The sequence below is a fragment of the Acinetobacter sp. YH12219 genome, from assembly GCF_013417875.1.
In the GTDB taxonomy this organism is placed as follows: domain Bacteria; phylum Pseudomonadota; class Gammaproteobacteria; order Pseudomonadales; family Moraxellaceae; genus Acinetobacter; species Acinetobacter amyesii.
The window spans coordinates 15,812-33,935 of sequence record NZ_VPDC01000011.1 but is presented as its reverse complement, the minus strand read 5'-3'; the positions used below and the strand labels follow the sequence as shown (position 1 = coordinate 33,935).

The 18,124-nt window shown below is 41.0% G+C and carries 16 protein-coding genes; 11 read left to right on the top strand and 5 right to left on the bottom strand.

Annotation, left to right across the window (positions count from 1 at the left end):
- Positions 1 to 144 precede the first annotated feature (144 nt).
- The 5 genes from FTV04_RS08335 (at position 145) to sucD (ending at position 7,944) form a co-directional block, all read left to right on the top strand.
- Positions 145 to 2,967, top strand: a complete 2,823-nt coding sequence (locus tag FTV04_RS08335; RefSeq protein WP_180089273.1) for a 2-oxoglutarate dehydrogenase E1 component — start codon at positions 145 to 147, stop codon at positions 2,965 to 2,967.
- Between the two features lie 16 nt (positions 2,968 to 2,983).
- Complete coding sequence (gene odhB, locus FTV04_RS08330) at positions 2,984 to 4,201, top strand: 2-oxoglutarate dehydrogenase complex dihydrolipoyllysine-residue succinyltransferase (protein WP_078192990.1); 1,218 nt, start codon at positions 2,984 to 2,986, stop codon at positions 4,199 to 4,201.
- A 60-nt stretch (positions 4,202 to 4,261) separates the two neighbouring features.
- Positions 4,262 to 5,692, top strand: a complete 1,431-nt coding sequence (lpdA, locus tag FTV04_RS08325; RefSeq protein ID WP_078189903.1) for a dihydrolipoyl dehydrogenase — start codon at positions 4,262 to 4,264, stop codon at positions 5,690 to 5,692.
- A 181-nt stretch (positions 5,693 to 5,873) separates the two neighbouring features.
- A complete protein-coding gene (gene sucC, locus FTV04_RS08320; RefSeq protein WP_078192988.1) occupies positions 5,874 to 7,040 on the top strand; it encodes an ADP-forming succinate--CoA ligase subunit beta in 1,167 nt (388 codons plus the stop codon).
- 13 nt (positions 7,041 to 7,053) lie between these two features.
- A complete protein-coding gene (gene sucD, locus FTV04_RS08315; protein WP_180089231.1) occupies positions 7,054 to 7,944 on the top strand; it encodes a succinate--CoA ligase subunit alpha in 891 nt (296 codons plus the stop codon).
- 1,014 nt (positions 7,945 to 8,958) lie between these two features.
- Here sucD and FTV04_RS08310 read toward each other — a convergent pair.
- The 3 genes from FTV04_RS08310 to FTV04_RS08300 form a co-directional block, all read right to left on the bottom strand.
- Positions 8,959 to 10,671, bottom strand: coding sequence for a flotillin family protein (locus FTV04_RS08310; protein WP_180011015.1), 1,713 nt, complete (start codon positions 10,669 to 10,671; stop codon positions 8,959 to 8,961).
- A gap of 176 nt (positions 10,672 to 10,847) precedes the next feature.
- The gene (locus FTV04_RS08305) at positions 10,848 to 11,486 is read right to left on the bottom strand and encodes a YqiJ family protein (protein WP_180007473.1); all 639 of its coding nucleotides are present in this window, start codon (positions 11,484 to 11,486) and stop codon (positions 10,848 to 10,850) included.
- 465 nt (positions 11,487 to 11,951) lie between these two features.
- Complete coding sequence (locus FTV04_RS08300; protein ID WP_111884395.1) at positions 11,952 to 12,494, bottom strand: hypothetical protein; 543 nt, start codon at positions 12,492 to 12,494, stop codon at positions 11,952 to 11,954.
- 321 nt (positions 12,495 to 12,815) lie between these two features.
- Here FTV04_RS08300 and cysD point away from each other — a divergent pair, with 321 nt between their 5' ends.
- The 6 genes from cysD to FTV04_RS08270 all read left to right on the top strand — a co-directional run bounded on the left by cysD (position 12,816) and on the right by FTV04_RS08270 (position 17,281).
- Complete coding sequence (gene cysD, locus FTV04_RS08295; RefSeq protein WP_078189893.1) at positions 12,816 to 13,730, top strand: sulfate adenylyltransferase subunit CysD; 915 nt, start codon at positions 12,816 to 12,818, stop codon at positions 13,728 to 13,730.
- A 152-nt stretch (positions 13,731 to 13,882) separates the two neighbouring features.
- A complete protein-coding gene (cysN, locus tag FTV04_RS08290; protein WP_180089230.1) occupies positions 13,883 to 15,496 on the top strand; it encodes a sulfate adenylyltransferase subunit CysN in 1,614 nt (537 codons plus the stop codon).
- A 147-nt stretch (positions 15,497 to 15,643) separates the two neighbouring features.
- The gene (locus FTV04_RS08285; RefSeq protein WP_180089272.1) at positions 15,644 to 15,910 is read left to right on the top strand and encodes a hypothetical protein; all 267 of its coding nucleotides are present in this window, start codon (positions 15,644 to 15,646) and stop codon (positions 15,908 to 15,910) included.
- 255 nt (positions 15,911 to 16,165) lie between these two features.
- On the top strand, positions 16,166 to 16,681 hold the full coding sequence (locus FTV04_RS08280) for a PadR family transcriptional regulator (RefSeq protein WP_180089229.1): 516 nt from the start codon (positions 16,166 to 16,168) through the stop codon (positions 16,679 to 16,681).
- 9 nt (positions 16,682 to 16,690) lie between these two features.
- Positions 16,691 to 17,002, top strand: a complete 312-nt coding sequence (locus tag FTV04_RS08275) for a DUF3861 domain-containing protein (RefSeq protein WP_180002281.1) — start codon at positions 16,691 to 16,693, stop codon at positions 17,000 to 17,002.
- 18 nt (positions 17,003 to 17,020) lie between these two features.
- On the top strand, positions 17,021 to 17,281 hold the full coding sequence (locus FTV04_RS08270) for a DUF2798 domain-containing protein (RefSeq protein WP_180089228.1): 261 nt from the start codon (positions 17,021 to 17,023) through the stop codon (positions 17,279 to 17,281).
- 17 nt (positions 17,282 to 17,298) lie between these two features.
- Here the strand turns inward: FTV04_RS08270 and FTV04_RS08265 are convergent, their stop codons facing one another.
- Together FTV04_RS08265 and FTV04_RS08260 are read right to left on the bottom strand one after the other, a co-directional pair.
- Entirely contained in the window at positions 17,299 to 17,649 is a 351-nt protein-coding gene (locus FTV04_RS08265; protein ID WP_180089227.1) for a co-chaperone YbbN, read from the bottom strand.
- 24 nt (positions 17,650 to 17,673) lie between these two features.
- The gene (locus tag FTV04_RS08260) at positions 17,674 to 18,114 is read right to left on the bottom strand and encodes an N-acetyltransferase (protein ID WP_180089226.1); all 441 of its coding nucleotides are present in this window, start codon (positions 18,112 to 18,114) and stop codon (positions 17,674 to 17,676) included.
- Positions 18,115 to 18,124: the final 10 nt, after the last annotated feature.

Sequence of the window (18,124 nt, the reverse complement as noted above, 5' to 3'; positions counted from 1 at the left end):
CATTGGGTAATCCTAATGTAGTGATAACGCCTCAAGGCTTAAGCCTAATGGGGACTAATGTCATATTACCAATTTGACATTACTAATCATGGGTTCGCTTAAAAAGCATCCTGAAATGTTTTGCAATAGGAAATGGGTCCACAAATGCAAGAAGTTGCTGACGCACTGCGTCTTGACACTGAACTTAGCGCTGACAGTGCAGCGTATATTGAAGAACTTTATGAGCAGTATCTAACGGCTCCAGACTCAGTAGAGGCTGATTGGCGTGAATACTTCGATAAATTCCCGAAAGGTGATCAACCACACAGCAATGTACGTGAGCAATTCCTATTATTAGGCCGTAATTCAAGCCGTGTTCAGCCAGTAGTGCAAAGTGCAGTAAGTTCTGAGCATGAACGCCGTCAAATCGGTGTATTACAGTTGATCGCTGCATACCGTAACCGTGGTCATCAAAACGCAAAATTAGATCCACTAGGTCTTGCAAAACGTGAAATCGTACCTGATCTAGATCTTGCTGCGCACGGTTTAACTCAGTCTGACTTAGACACTGTATTTAATACAGGTAACCTTGCAATCGGTAAATCTGAAGCAACTCTTGGTGAAATGGTTCAAGCAATGGAAGCAACTTATACTGCTTCGATTGGTGTTGAATACATGCACATTGTTGATACCAAAGAAAAACGTTGGATTCAACAACGCCTTGAAGGTACTCGTGGTCAATTCGGCTACACTGCAGACCAAAAGAAACACGTCCTTGAACGTCTAACTGCAGCTGAAGGCCTAGAAAAATACCTTGGTAACAAATTCGTTGGTGCGAAACGTTTCGGTGTTGAAGGTGGTGAATCTTTCATTCCTATGGTGAATGAACTTATTCAACGCGCGGGTTCAGTAGGTTGTAAAGAAGTGGTTATCGGTATGCCTCACCGTGGCCGTTTAAACCTTCTTGTAAACATCATGGGTAAAAACCCAGCTGACCTATTTGGTGAGTTCGAAGGTAAATCTCTGCATAAAAAAGGCTCTGGTGACGTTAAATACCACCAAGGTTTCTCTTCAAACGTCATGACTCCGGGTGGCGAAGTTCACTTGGCATTAGCGTTTAACCCATCACACTTAGAAATCGTTGGACCTGTAGTAGAAGGTTCTGTACGCGCACGTCAAGTACGTCGTAAAGATATCGGTGGTGATGATGTATTACCAATCATTGTTCACGGTGATGCTGCATTTGCAGGTCAAGGTGTAAACCAAGAAACTTTCCAAATGTCACAAACTCGCGGTTATACCGTGGGTGGTACAGTTCATATCGTCGTGAACAACCAAGTTGGTTTTACAACGTCTGACCCACGTGATGCGCGTTCTACAGAATACTGTACTGACATCGCGAAAATGATCCAAGCACCGATCTTCCATGTGAACGGTGATGATCCTGAATCTGTATTATTTGTTTCTCAATTGGCACACGATTTCCGTCATACATTCCGTAAAGACGTTGTAATCGATATGTTCTGCTACCGTCGTCGTGGTCATAACGAAGCCGACGAGCCAGCTGCAACTCAGCCAATGATGTATCAAATCATCAATAAAAAAGCGACTACTCGTACGCTTTATGCTGACAAACTTGTACAAGAAGGCGTTCTTGATCGTGCTTCTGCTGATGCAATGGTTGAACAGTATCGTTCTGACCTTGAAGCAGGAAAACACGTTGCAAATGCGTTGGTACTTGAGCCAAATACAAAAATGTTTGTGGACTGGAAACCTTACCTAGGCCACGAATACACAGACAAATGGGATACGACTTTCCCAATCGAACGTCTAAAAGAGCTTGGTGCGAAAATGCGCGAGCTTCCTGAAGGCTTCGTGATGCAACGTCAGGTTGCTAAAGTGATTGATGACCGTCTGAAAATGCAGACTGGTGAAATGCCATTGAACTGGGGTGCTGCTGAAACATTAGCTTACGCGTCTCTTCTAGATGAAGGTTTCCTTGTTCGTTTAACAGGTGAAGACGTTGGTCGTGGTACATTCTCACACCGTCATGCAAAACTTCATAACCAAGTAGATGGTTCAACTTACATTCCATTATGTAACTTGAAAGAAAACCAACCGCGTACTGCAATTTATGACTCTTTATTGTCAGAAATGGCGGTTCTTGCATTCGAATACGGTTATGCAACAACTCTTCCAAAGAGCCTTGTCATTTGGGAAGCGCAATTTGGTGACTTCGCAAACTGTGCACAGGTTGTAATCGATCAGTTCATCGCGTCTGGCGAAACGAAATGGGAACGTGTATGCGGTCTGACTATGCTTCTTCCACACGGCTTTGAAGGTCAAGGTCCTGAGCATTCATCAGCTCGTTTAGAGCGTTTCTTACAGCTATGTGCTGAAGAAAACATGCAAGTGATCACACCGACTACACCAGCGCAGATTTACCATGCGATGCGTCGTCAAGCACTTCGTCCAATCCGTAAACCAATGATCGTGACTTCACCGAAGTCTCTTCTTCGTCACAAACTTGCAACCTCTACATTAGAAGAACTTGCAAATGGTTCATTCCAAACTGTGATTGATGAAATCGACAACATCAACAAATCAGACGTAACTCGTCTAGTGCTTTGTGGTGGTAAGGTTTACTACGACTTACTTGAAAAACGTCGTGAAAAAGAATTGAACAACACAGCAATCGTTCGTATTGAACAATTGTATCCGTACCCAGAAGCACGTCTTGCTGAAGTTCTTGCACAATATCCAAACGTTAAAGAATTGGTTTGGGCTCAAGAAGAACCGAAGAACCAAGGTGCATGGTTATTCATCGCTCCGCGTCTGTATGACGACGTGATGAAAGCGGGCAAACAAGTTCGTATTAGTTATGCAGGTCGTGAAGCTTCTGCTGCACCGGCTTGTGGTTCACCATATTTGCACGCAAAACAACAAGCTCAGCTCGTAAATGATGCTTTAGCTATCGTAGCTGAATAACAGGAGATTCTTAATAATGGCAACCGAAATTAAAGCACCGGTATTCCCAGAGTCAGTTGCTGACGGTACAGTTGCAACTTGGCACAAACAACCAGGTGAAGCAGTATCACGTGACGAAGTGATTTGTGATATTGAAACAGATAAAGTTGTTTTAGAAGTTGTAGCTCCTGCTGACGGTACGATTTCTGCAATCGTTAAAAACGAAGGCGATACAGTTTTATCGAACGAAGTGATTGCGACTTTTGAAGAAGGTGCTGCTTCTGGCGCTGCTCAAACTCAAGCTGTTCAATCAGAAGAGAAAGTAGAACAAGCTGCTGCGCAAACTCAAGCGGGCGCTGCTCCTGTTGTTGAACGTGCTCAACCTGTTGCTGATCAAGCTCCTGCAGTGCGTAAAGCATTGACTGAGTCTGGCATTGCTGCTGCTGACGTTGCTGGCACTGGCCGTGGCGGTCGCATCACTAAAGAAGATGTTGCAAACCATCAAGCTAAACCAGCTGCTCCTGCTGCTGCGCCATTAAGCGTTGCTGTTGGTGAACGTATCGAAAAACGTGTTCCTATGACTCGTCTTCGTAAGCGTGTTGCTGAACGTTTACTTGCTGCAACTCAAGAAACTGCAATGTTGACTACGTTCAACGAAGTAAACATGAAACCAATCATGGAAATGCGTGCGCAATACAAAGATGCTTTTGAAAAGCGTCATGGTGCACGTCTTGGCTTCATGTCATTCTTCGTTAAAGCGGCAACTGAAGCACTTAAACGCTACCCAGCTGTAAACGCTTCGATTGATGGCAATGACATCGTTTACCACGGTTTCTACGACATCGGTGTTGCTGTATCAAGCGACCGTGGTCTAGTGGTTCCAGTTCTTCGTGATACTGACCGCATGAACTATGCTGAAGTTGAAAACGGTATCCGTGCATACGCTGGTAAAGCGCGTGATGGTAAATTGGGTATCGAAGATATGACTGGTGGTACTTTCACTATTACTAATGGTGGTACTTTTGGTTCATTGCTTTCTACACCTATCTTAAATACGCCACAAACTGCGATTTTGGGTATGCATAAAATCCAAGAACGTCCTATGGCTGTAAATGGTCAAGTTGAAATCTTGCCAATGATGTACTTAGCGCTTTCTTATGACCACCGTCTAATCGATGGTAAAGAAGCAGTCGGCTTCCTTGTAACAATCAAAGAATTGTTAGAAGAACCAGCTAAGCTAATCCTTGATCTTTAATACTTCAGAATAATGCAATGGGCTTAGAGCGATCCTCTAAGCCCATTTTTGGAGATACACATGTCTCAATTTGATTTAGTTGTTATTGGTGGCGGTCCTGGTGGTTATGAGGCTGCTATCCGCGCTGCTCAATTAGGCTTTAAAGTAGCTTGTATTGAAAAACGTATTCATAAAGGTAAACCATCTTTAGGTGGTACTTGCTTAAACGTGGGTTGTATCCCATCTAAAGCATTACTTGATTCATCGCACCGTTATGAAGATACCGTTCATCACTTAGATGACCACGGTATTACAACAGGTGAAGTGAAATTTGATCTTGCAAAACTGCTTGATCGTAAAGACAAAATTGTTAACCAATTGACGATGGGTATTGATGGCCTACTTAAAGGCAATGGTATCGAATGGTTAAAAGGTACAGGTAAATTACTTGCAGGTAAGAAAGTTGAGTTTGTATCTCACGAAGGTGAAACTCAAATTTTAGAACCTAAATATGTAATCCTTGCATCGGGTTCTGTACCGGTAAATATTCCTGTTGCTCCTGTAGACCAAGACATTATTGTTGACTCTACTGGTGCGCTTGAGTTCCCAGAAGTGCCTAAACGTCTTGGCGTAATTGGCGCGGGTGTCATTGGTCTAGAGCTTGGTTCTGTTTGGCGTCGTCTAGGTGCTGAAGTTGTTGTATTTGAAGCAATGGATGCATTCTTACCAATGGCTGATAAAGCTTTGGCAAAAGACTACCAAAAAGTATTGACTAAACAAGGTCTTGATATCCGTGTTGGCGCTAAAGTTGCTGGTACAGAAGTAAATGGCCGTGAAGTTACTGTTAAGTATACGCAAGGTGGCGAAGACAAAACTCAAACTTTCGATAAATTGATCGTTTGTGTTGGCCGTAAAGCATATGCAGAAGGTTTATTGGCTGAAGATTCAGGCATTAAACTCACTGAACGCGGTCTAGTTGAAGTAAACGATTGGTGTGCAACTTCGGTTGAAGGCGTATACGCAATTGGTGACTTGGTACGTGGTCCAATGCTTGCACATAAAGCAATGGAAGAAGGCGTAATGGCTGTTGAACGTATGCACGGTCACGCTGCTCAAGTGAACTACGACACAATCATCTCTGTAATCTACACACACCCAGAAGCGGCGTGGGTTGGTTTAACAGAAGAGCAAGCGAAAGAAAAAGGCCATGAAGTGAAGACTGGTCAATTTGGCTTTGCTGCGAATGGTCGTGCAATGGCTGCTGGTGAAAACGCAGGCTTTGTTAAGTTTGTTGCTGATGCAAAAACGGATCGTCTACTTGGTATGCATGTCATTGGACCTGCAGCGTCTGATATCGTACACCAAGGTATGATTGCACTTGAGTTTGTATCAAGTGTTGAAGACCTTCAGTTAATGACTTTCGGTCACCCGACATTCTCTGAAGTCGTTCACGAAGCTGCGCTTGCAGTCGATGGACGTGCGATTCACGCGATTCAACGTAAACGTAAATAAGATGTAAAAAGAGCGGCTTAGGCCGCTCTTTTTTGTTTCTGATGGTTGTTTTAATTTGAATAATCATCTAAAAATAAAGATAAGAAATATTTTAAGATTTAAAAAAGGTTAAAGCTGCTTTGACGGATGTCTGGGCTTTAATGGGTCATAACAAAGCGAAAAAAGAGTAAAAGGTTGTTCAATGAATCTACACGAATATCAAGCTAAAGCGTTATTAAAAAAATATGGTATGCCAGTCCAAGAAGGCGTATTTGTAACAACCGCAGAAGAAGCAGTCAAAGCTTTTGAGCAACTGGGTGGTAAGTTTGCAGTTTTAAAAGCCCAAGTCCATGCAGGTGGTCGTGGTAAAGCGGGCGGCGTGAAAGTGGTAAAATCTGCGCAAGAAGCCACTGATTATGTGAACCAAATGGTCGGTTCACGCTTAGTTACTTATCAAACAGATGCATTAGGTCAGCCAGTCAGTGGTATTTTGGTGTCTGAAGATGTCTATCCTGTAGAGCGTGAATTGTACCTAGGTGCTGTGGTTGACCGTTCTAGCCGCCGTGTGACCTTTATGGCATCGACTGAAGGCGGTGTGGAAATTGAAAAAGTTGCAGAAGAAACCCCAGAAAAAATTATTAAAGTTGAAGTTGATCCTTTAGTAGGTTTATTACCATTCCAAGCGCGTGAAGTGGCATTTGCTTTAAACCTAAAAGATGGTCAAGTGAATCAATTTGTCAAAATCATGTCTGCTGCGTATCAAGCATTCATTGAAAATGACTTTGCCTTATTTGAAATTAACCCGTTATCCGTACGTGAAAATGGCGAGATTTTATGTGTGGATGCAAAAATTGGTATCGACTCGAATGCCTTGTATCGTTTACCAGAAATCGCAGCACTACGCGATAAAACGCAAGAAAATGAGCGTGAGCTGAAAGCATCAGAATTTGATTTGAACTATGTTGCCTTAGAAGGCAATATTGGTTGTATGGTCAATGGTGCTGGCCTAGCGATGGCAACCATGGACATCATTAAACTCTATGGTGGTCAACCTGCAAACTTCCTAGATGTAGGCGGTGGCGCGACCAAAGAACGCGTAATTGAAGCCTTTAAAATCATTTTGGCCGATAGTTCTGTACAAGGTGTATTAATCAACATTTTTGGTGGGATTGTACGTTGTGACATGATTGCTGAAGCAATTATTGCAGCGGTTCAAGAAGTAAATGTGACTGTACCTGTGGTTGTTCGTTTAGAAGGGAACAATGCAGAGTTGGGTGCAAAATTACTTGATGAATCAGGTTTGAAATTGATTTCTGCAAATGGCTTGGCTGATGCTGCAGAAAAAATTGTTGCTGCGGTAAAAGGCTAAGGGAGTAGAGATCATGAGCGTATTAGTTAATAAAGACACTAAAGTATTGGTACAAGGTTTTACCGGTAAAAACGGCACATTTCATTCAGAACAATCTATTGCTTACGGCACAAAAGTGGTCGGTGGTGTGACGCCGGGTAAAGGCGGTACACAACATTTGAATCTGCCCGTATTCAATACCATGAAAGAAGCGGTACGTGAAACGGGTGCAACGGCAACCTCGATTTATGTACCGGCACCATTTGTCCTAGATTCAATTATTGAATCGATTGATTCAGGTGTTGAGCTGATCGTTGTGATTACGGAAGGTGTGCCTACACTCGATATGCTAAAAGCTAAACGTTATCTAGAAACCTATGGCAATAATGCACGTTTAATTGGTCCAAACTGTCCAGGAATTATTACACCGGGCGAGTGCAAGATCGGTATTATGCCGGGGCATATTCATCAACCGGGTAAAATAGGGATTATCTCGCGTTCAGGGACTTTGACTTATGAAGCTGTGGCGCAAACGACCAAGCTGGGTTTAGGCCAGTCAACTTGTATTGGTATTGGCGGTGACCCAATTCCGGGGATGAACCAAATTGATTGCTTAAAGTTGTTCCAAGAAGATCCGCAAACTGAAGCGATTATTATGATTGGTGAGATTGGTGGTACAGCAGAAGAAGAAGCAGCTGAATATATCCAGTCGAATGTAACCAAGCCTGTTGTCGGTTATATCGCGGGGGTGACTGCACCTAAAGGTAAACGTATGGGACATGCAGGGGCGATCATTTCGGGTGGTAAAGGCACAGCAGAAGAGAAATTCGCAGCCTTTGAAAAAGCTGGTATGGCCTATACCCGTAGCCCAGCAGAATTAGGCTCGACCATGTACGAAGTGCTGAAAGGCAAAGGTTTGGTTTAATCGCCATACTTAAACATCAAAAGAGAATCTTCGGATTCTCTTTTTTTTTTACGCAAAAAAAGCGTATTTCAGCCGCTATGCAAAAGCCATAAGGGCATGGCTATGTGTTCTGCTTTGGGGTGCAGTGACGCTGCATAAACGGATGGAATATTGGTTGTTCAATAACTATGAAATGTAAAGAACACATAATAATCCGAATATGTGATGATTGTGGGGATGGTCATAGGTTTATGATTTTTAAAAATAATTTCGTATAGCGTGCAGTATATTGATTTTAGGGAAAATAACTAATTTAATTGAGATTTTTAATGGATCTTTATCATCAAAGAGCTTTTTTACTTGGATGAAGCCTAATATTTTCAATAGAAATTATTTTATTTGTAATTTTCTCAAGCCTTATACAAAGGATGGTAGATCAGGAATATGAGAAGGGGGAGCTTTAAAATTGGTGAAATTTGCTATCTCAGTGATGAAATTTTTTTAAGAAAATCTACATGAGCATATACATCTATAGTCAGCTATTATTTTTTAGTTGATGGTTTGAAGTGCAAAAACCTTGTTAGGCCCTATTTTCAATTTAATAAGCAATTTCCAAGTTTTATAAAAACAATAGATAGAACAAAATGTTATCGAGCTGAATATATAGAAGTAAATATCTTATTCTGTAAGATGAGAAGGATATATCAATTAATTGATTTTAAATATTTTGTTTCATAATTTTATGCTGTTTGCTCTATAGCTTCTAAATGAGTATTTTTATGAAATACGCCATTTGTTCATTGATTTAACATCAGGCTGTGATGCGAAATATAAATGTCAGAAACCATTAAAAGCGCTCTGATAAGACAGAAAATGTTGTTCATTTCTTTGGGAGATTGTATGCCCATAAGTACAAGTATCTAAGCCATAAAAAAAGCAGTGCGGACACTGCTTTTTTAATTCATTTAGAATGTGTTGCTCAAGCAATCACTTCTGAATAAAGAGATTTGATGGAGCCCTATCTCAATCAAAAACTTAGTTTTTGCTGGTTTTTAAGCTCTGAGTTAAACCGTTAATATCGCCACCTTGGATACCAAGCTCACTCATCAAGCTATCAATCAGTGGGGCCTGGCTGCGGTAGCGTAGGGCACTATTCACCACTTGGTCTGACAAGGCAACATTACCGCTGCCTTCGTGGTGAGCATCACCTTGGCAAGAACCTGCATGACCACCATTTAGGCCATTCACTTGCAAAATCTTAATGTCATCAATGTTTTCCATTGGTTTCACACTTTCGCGAATGATTTCAGGTAAGTATTTCAGCATCGCTAAACGAATTTGCATTTCAACCTGTTCAGATGACAATACGTTGTTTGCTTCGTTCACTGCACGTGTACCTTCAGCATCAACTTGGTATTGTTTTTCCATCGCCTGAGCCAAGAGAACTTTTGCGTCAGCTTCACCTTTGGCTTTTAAGCGAACTTTTTCAGCTTCGGCTTCAGCTGCAATACGGATAGCTTCTGCATCATCTGCTGCTGCTTGTTTACCTGCTTCTGCCGCGACAGTAATGGCAATCGCATCTTTCTCCGCTTTTTCTTTCGCAGAGACCAATTCAACAGCTTTTTGACGTTCAGCTTGTTGGATTTGACGAACGGTAATGACTTCTTCTTCGGCTTTTACCGCTTGAGCACGGGCTTGATCGGCATGCGCTTTAGCTTCAGATTCAGCACGAGATTTTTCTGCAATAGCAATGGCACGGTCTTGCTCAGCCAACTCAATGGTTTTCTTTTGTTCCACTTGGGCTTGCTGAATAATTTGTGACTTTTGAATATTTTGATTTTCAACGTCACGTGCAGCAGTAATACGCTTTAAGTCAACTTCACGTTCAGCAGCAATACGCGCTTCTTCGGCTTCACGTTTTTTCGAAGCTTCTTGTGATGCAATTTCTGCAAGCTGTTCTGCACGACGAACTGAAATTTCACGTTCTTGTTGCAGTTTTGCATATTCTTCTTCACGCAAAATTTGTAGACGTGCTTGTTCTGCTTCTAAGTTCTTGGTCTTGATTGCAAGATCTGCATCTTGCTCAATCGCATTACGTTTACGACGACGGTCTTCAATGGTTTCTGTCAGTTTAGTTAAACCTTCAGCATCGAACGCATTTTGTGGGTTGAAGTATTTAAAGCCTGTTTGGTCTAAGCCAGTTAATGAAACGGTTTCAAGTTCCAAACCGTTTTTATGTAAATCTTCAGACACCACTTGCTGAACTTTTTGTACGAAGTCGACACGTTTTTCATGCAACTCTTCCATCGCCATTTCTGCGGCAACTGCACGTAGAGAGTCAACGAATTTTCCTTCGACCAAATTCTTTAACTCATTTGGCGACATGGTCTTTTGACCTAAAGTCTGTGCTGCGGTAGCAATCGAATCTGCGGTTGGTTTCACACGGACATAGAACTCCGCCATCACATCGACACGCATACGGTCACGTGTAATCAGCGCTTGGTCATCTGCACGGCGTACTTCAAGACGTAGGGTGTTCATATTGACTGGAATAATTTCATGCAGCACAGGAAGCACAATAGCACCGCCACCTAAAATCACTTTTTCACCGCCGAAGCCTGTACGCACAAATGAAATTTCTTTACTTGAGCGACGATAAAGTCGAGCAATAATAAAACCAATAAAAATAAGTGCGGCAAAAATTATCCCGACTGAAACAAGGATACCGCTTGGAATAATGTCTAACATGGACGTTTATCTCTTTTGTTGTAGTTCAAGTTAACCCTCTAAAGTGCTAACAAGTTTGGTTTAAAAATCAGTATTTTGTTGACTCATCATGACTTCGAGATTTGCTGAACGTATGACGCGTTAAATGTATTTATATGTTGTTTGAAGAACTGATCGAGCATCAATTCATTCAAAATTTAGAGCATGGTGGCTTGAAAGCCTACATTTGTTTTTTGGGTTAAAACCACTGATTGACCTTGGCTGAAAATTTCATCTTGTTCAGGTTCAACCAAAATATAATGGGTCAAGCCGTGTTGATCTTTGACTTTGGCTTGAGCAGGAGACTGGGGTCGTGCATCACCCAAAATGATCGTGGCCGTTCTACCGATCAATTCATCACTATAAATGGCAGTGGTTTCATCTTGGGGTAAAATACGGGCAATGAGCATTGCGCTAAAACGTACGAAGGGCATGCACAGAAAAATACAGGCTGGTGCAATAATCCATGCACTGAACATCATACTGGTCATTTGGTTAACGATGGCTTGAATAGCAAAGCCCAATAAACTATAGACACATAAGAAAATGATGAGCCATACAAACAGTGGAATACGACCCAAATACAACCAATCGAGCACACGTGTCACGATACCTGCATCGGCATCTACACCTAGCTCTGCATTATGACCAACATCCTCAGGTAGGAATTGATCTAAGAAGCCTTGAGAACCACCCCCTAAAATTGTTAACACAATCTCAAAAAGTCCAAACAAGAACATTAAGCAGAGACTGATGCTAAACACGATATTAGACGGGTGAGTAAACAATTCCCACATTATATTTATCTCTATATTTATGCTTATAAAAAATCAAAAAAAAATAATTCTGGCTGAATTTTTTTCAGTAAATAAAATAACATTATCTGTCGAAATTGTGTAAAAAAATTACAGATCAGATTAACAAAAAGTCGGCTTTTATGTGAGCTATTACTAAGTTTTTCTTTAAAAATAGTTGATCAATTAAATCAGGATTATCTAAATCTAAAGTTAATAGTATTTCTGCTTTACCCATTTAAGATTTAAGTCATTGTGATCAATCAAATTTTCAGTCTAATTGCAGATATATAAGTGGTTGTGCTCAAGGGAGAGAAATGGCCTGTTAAACGGCACAGAAAACAATGTTAGGAAATGTAAATTTATAACCGTCACGGCAGTGCTGAGGGCTTTGCCGTGACTTTCGATGTCATATGAAGATTTGAACTGGCGTTCAATAGAGCGCTTTTTAGTAAGCTTTAACCCTTTTTATAACAATGAAGTTTGAATGCGTACTTTCATATCTAAAGCCGCTTGAACAATAAAGGTTTTCATCCACTTCACTTGTTCGCCCATCGGATTGGTTTTAATCGCAGTGTCTAAAAAGCCCATGCTTTCAAGTTGAAACAATTGTTTTTCGATCTCTTCTTCTAACTGGGTGCTATTGGCTGCGAGCGGGAAATGGATTAAGTGAAATGCTTTGGGAAAATTATAAAAAGCATAGAGCAGATTAAATGCACGTTGATCGGCCTTTAAATTGCCAGCGCCAATTTCGTAGCCGCGATCTTGGTTACTGTGAGTCACCCCAATCAAAAACTCGAGTTTATTGTCCAAAAGTCGTAGGCCGAACTGAAGGCCAATTTGGTCAGCACTCAGCTCATGTTGTATAAAGTTATTCAGCGGGCTGCCGTCATCATTCAAGGCTTCTTGGAGCACGAGCATGTGTGAAGAATGCTGATAAATATAGCCAGCAAGACCTGCTGCTTCAATCAGCGACTTTAAGGTTTCAAGCGTATAGTGACTATATGGCATATCAATAACTATTGGAGAGTGATATAGCTACTTTAGGTACTTTGAGCGAGTTTGAATACCGATTGTTTAGAGGATTTAGCGATTAGTTAATTGATAAAAAATTGCGTAAAATTACGGATCTCGGACTAGAATAATAATGAAATTGATAAGTCTATTGTATTAAATTAATTAAAATTGATAAGCAGTATCAGACAATTTGTATATGACGAATAAGAATATCAATATCACAAAACAAGCAATCGTTATGAAAGCTTAATCACTATAATGTATATATATCTTTAAAAGTGTAATAAGTACACATATTCTAAGCTGGTGTTGTCCATGTCATTAAATGAGGAAAGACTTACTCATCTTAAACAGCTTGAAGCTGAGAGTATTCATATCATCCGTGAAGTTGCTGCTGAGTTCGAAAACCCAGTCATGCTGTATTCAATCGGTAAAGATTCAGCGGTCATGCTGCATCTTGCTTTAAAAGCATTCTATCCTGCCAAACTTCCATTCCCACTACTGCATGTAGACACGGGTTGGAAATTTAAAGACATGATTACTTTCCGTGACAACATGGCAAAAGAGCATGGCTTTGATTTGATCGTGCATCAAAACAAAGAAGGTAAAGACGCAGGTGTAAATCCGTTCGATTACGGTAGCTCAAAATATACTGACATTATGAAAACTCAAGGCTTAAAACAAGCACTTGATAAATATCAGTTTGATGCGGCTTTCGGTGGTGCGCGCCGTGACGAAGAGAAATCTCGTGCTAAAGAGCGTGTTTACTCATTCCGTGATACCAAACACCGTTGGGACCCTAAAAACCAACGTCCTGAACTTTGGAATCTTTACAACGGTAAAGTAAATAAAGGCGAAAGTATTCGTGTGTTCCCATTGTCTAACTGGACTGAGTTGGATATTTGGCAATACATCTACCTCGAAAATATTAAATTGGTTCCTTTGTACTTGGCTGCTGAACGTCCAGTGGTTGAGCGTAACGGTACTCTGATCATGGTTGATGATGAGCGTATGCGTTTGAACGAAGGTGAAGTGCCACAAATGAAATCGGTGCGTTTCCGTACTTTAGGTTGTTACCCACTTACAGGTGCGGTTGAATCAACTGCAACAACTTTACCGGAAATTATCCAAGAGATGCTTTTAGCCACCACATCTGAACGTCAAGGTCGTATGATCGACCATGACGAAGCAGGTTCGATGGAAAAGAAAAAGCAGGAAGGTTACTTCTAAGAATCTCATAATCTCCCCCTAACCCCCTCTTTACGAAAGAGGGGGAACTCCCGAGAAAGAACGGAGCAAAGTCTCCCTTTCTTAAAGGGAGATTTAGAGGGATTAAAAAGATTCAGAAACCGATTTCAAAAGAATATGTGGAGCTTTGAGCAATGTCTCATCAATCAGATTTAATTAGCCAAGACATCTTGGCGTATTTAAAACAACACGAAAATAAAGACCTTCTACGTTTCCTGACTTGCGGTAATGTGGATGATGGTAAATCGACTCTAATTGGTCGTTTACTTTACGATTCAAAATTGATTTATGAAGATCAATTGCAAGCCGTGACTCGTGACTCTAAAAAAGTCGGTACAACGGGTGATGCACCTGACTTGGCTTTACTTGTCGATGGTCTACAAGCAGAGCGTGAACAAGGTATTACCATTGACGTGGCTTACCGTTATTTCTCTACAGAAAAACGTAAGTTCATTATTGCTGACACCCCAGGGCATGAGCAATACACACGTAACATGGCAACTGGTGCGTCTACTGCCGATTTAGCGATTATCTTGATTGATGCGCGTTATGGCGTTCAAACCCAGACTCGTCGTCACTCATTTATTGCGAGCCTTTTAGGTATTCGTAATATCGTGGTTGCAGTGAACAAAATGGACTTGGTTGAATTCTCTGAAGCGCGCTTCAATGAAATTCAAGCAGAGTACAATGAGTTCGTAAACCAATTGGGCGACCGTAAACCTGCGAACATTATCTTCACGCCTATTTCTGCGTTGAATGGTGATAACGTTGTAAACAAATCGCCAAATACGCCGTGGTACCAAGGTCAGACTTTAATGGAGACTTTGGAAACTGTTGAAATTTCGCATGATACGAGCAAGCACGAATTCCGTTTCCCAGTTCAATATGTCAACCGTCCGAACCTCGATTTCCGTGGCTTCTGCGGTACGATTGCACTTGGTGAAGTGAAAGTTGGCGATACCATTACTGCATTACCATCTGGTAAGTCTTCGACTGTTAAAGAAATCGTGACTTTTGACGGTAACTTAGACCATGCTGTTGCAGGTCAAGCGGTGACTTTAACACTGAATGATGAAATTGATATTTCACGCGGTAACGTGTTGGTAAAAGCGGGCGAACAGCCACTCATTTCACGTTCTGCACGTGCCTCTGTGGTATGGATGACAGATGCGCCTTTAGTGGTTGGTAAACTGTATAACGTGAAGTTTGGTACACAAACCATTCCTGCGAAAGTTGCGAAAATCAACTACCGTACCAATGTAAACACACTGGAAAAAACGGAAGTTGAACAGCTTGAACTGAATGCGATTGCAGATGTAACGATTGAGTTTGATGCGCCAGTGGTATTTGACCGTTACCAAGACAGTCGTTACACAGGTTCATTCATCTTTATTGACCGTTTAAGCAACGTGACTGTTGGTGCGGGTATGGTTGAATCTGCGGTTGAATGGACTGCACACAACGAACCTGTAACTGCTGAAGCGCGTGCTGCACGTTTAGGTCAAAAACCTGCTGCGGTAACTGTGACTGCAAAAGCCCTTGAAAATGCGCAAGCAATTGAAAGCTTGTTGATTCAGCAAGGTGTGGTTGCAATTGCGAAAGCGGGTCTGACTGCTGAACAGGTTACACTGGTTCGTGAAACGGGTGTAGTAGTCATTACTGACCTTGCAGAAGGTACAGATGTGACTTACGCGCAAGAAGCAGTTGAAGAACTGGCTGAGAAAATTGTGGAATTGGTTCGCCTATAAGACTGGACTGATTTTAAGATAAACCCGCTGTAAGGCGGGTTTTTTATTGCCTGAATTTTGATTGTTTGAAAATCATTCGGTTATTCAAAATGTGATCTTTCAATTTATATGTAGCTTTATACAATGCTCCGCAGGTGGAGGGGATGTATAAAAAAATTATTCTTACTAGTTGGACTATGTGCAGCTTTTGGAGCTGAAGCCAAGCAGAGTAGCCAAAGTGCGGAAGCAATTAAACAGAAGATTATTCAACAGTCGATTGAAAGCTATCCGGGAAATTGTCCTTGTCCATACAATACAGCGCGTAATGGTAGTCGTTGCGGCAAGCGTAGTGCTTATAACCGTGCTGGAGGTTATGCACCACTTTGCTATCCGGAAGATGTCAGTGATCGGATGGTACGAGAATATAAAAGTTAAAATTTAAGTTAAGGGACTAAGATTATAAATCATCTATTTTTATACATTTAGATAAGACAGTAACTATACAAAAGGTTCCCAGTTAATTGTTGTAATCTCAACTGAGAAAATGGCTTTATAAGGAAGGATGTTTTTCACAAGTATTTCGTGCCTATTTTTTCTTCTTAAATTTAACTTTTATTGCTTCACTTGAAATAAATTCAATATTATCTATGATAAGATATATCTTAATTAAATTTAAGATATATCTTTTGTATGTCTAGAACTTCTGATACTGCATTAAAAGAAGAGCGAAAAAACTCTCCAAAACCTCGTAAACGCCTTTTTGAAGCAGGTGAAATGAAACTACTTGTGCTGCATTTTATTGCCCAAGCACCCAAATACAGCTATGACATTATCAAAGATGTTGCTGCTTTGGTCGGGGGGAACTATAAGCCGAGTACAGGTACGATCTGCCCAACAATTAACTATCTTGAAGAACAGCAATATACCCAAGTGATCATGAGTGTGGATGAACGTAAGCAATATCACATTACTGATAAAGGTCGTGAGCATCTGAAAGATAATCAGGAAACTCTACAAAGAGTTCTTAGCCGTTTTGAAACCCGTCGCCGCATTCAAGAAGATGAGCGCTATATCGATATCCATAATTCAATGGAAAGCCTGAAAGCTTCACTACGATTCAAACTGCAAAATGAACTTCGTCCAGAGCAGATCAGTGATATTGCTGCCCAGATTGAACAGGCTGCAATTAATATCCGTCAACTGTAGGAGCAGGACATGAAACAACATCTCTATGAAGTGACTGTTCAACATCTGGCTGATGCCCAAGGTAATCCATCAACCTATACTGAGGAGCTACAGTTTCAGGTGGGTAATCACGATGACATCTTTAAAATACTGGAAAAACTTCAAGCCAGTCAGTTGCTAGATGAGGAAAGTACCAAAGCATTTGTTATTGGCTTAAAACTGTTTAGTGAAGTCATGCTGGAAAATAAAGAGTTGCCACTCTTCAAGGAATTCATGCCGCAATTTGCCCAGTTTATGAAATCCTTAAAACAGACAGTGAAAGCCCAAAGTGAAGAACAGTAAGTATTCTAAAGGTCATTTATGAAAAAGAATCTCCCAAAATTTCACCCAAAACATCTGAACTGGTTAATGCCCTTAATCCTTTTCGGCATTATGAGCGGTGCGATTTCCTGCTTTAATATGCTGCTGAATAAAGGTTGGAGCGATGCGTTTATCTCGCTATGGTTACATGCTTGGGGGCTGTCATGGCTGGTGGCATTTCCACTGATTCTGCTTGTATTGCCGCTGGTACGCAAATTCCTGATGCAGTTTGTGCAGATGTCAGATCAATCTGCTAAATAAGAAATTGCTTATTCGAATCAGTCGGAATCGGATGACTTATTCAGAACTTGAGACAAAATAGATTTCATTTCAGACAAGCTTTTCACACCCGCAATACGATGAATAATCTGGCTATTTTTAAAGATTAGAGTGGAAGGCAAGCCATAGACATTATAGCGTAAGGTCAAAATCGGTGATTGATCGACATTGATTTTACCGAACTTAATTTCTGGGTTATGCCCAGCATATTGTGCTGCCAGTTCCTCAAAAACCGGAAAATTCTGTACACAAGGCTTGCACCAGTCAGCATAGAAACGGATCACAGCAAAGCCTTCAAACCATTCGAAGTTACTGTAATTATCTTCATTGTAGGGGATGACTGCTGACATGAATTTGCTCTCATCATTTCAAAATTAAGATTTAAACCAGCTCATAGTGAGTTCAGCCTGACCGGTATTCTCATCGATTCCTTGATTGATCATCTTAAAACCCTGCTTTTGGTAAAAATGAACTGCTGATGTATTTGCAGCATAGACATTTAAATGCAGCTGATTACATTGCTGTTTTAAGAAATTAACTAAACGGCGGCCATAGCCAGCACCTTGCTGCTCAGGATCAATGAAAAGTGCAGCTAATATATTTTCCGATTTTAATAATGAAACAAAGCCAAGCACCGTATGATTTTCTTTAAGGACATAGTTTTCTGCCAGAGGTAGGTATTGATCCCGCATTGGAAGCAGCTGATTTTTCCAATAATCAGCCGGAATAAAATCATGTGCCTTTAAAGAAGCCTGGAACCAGATCTCAAGAATAGCGTCGATATCCTCTGTTTTCGCTTTTATAATTATTGTCATCAATGGTCTT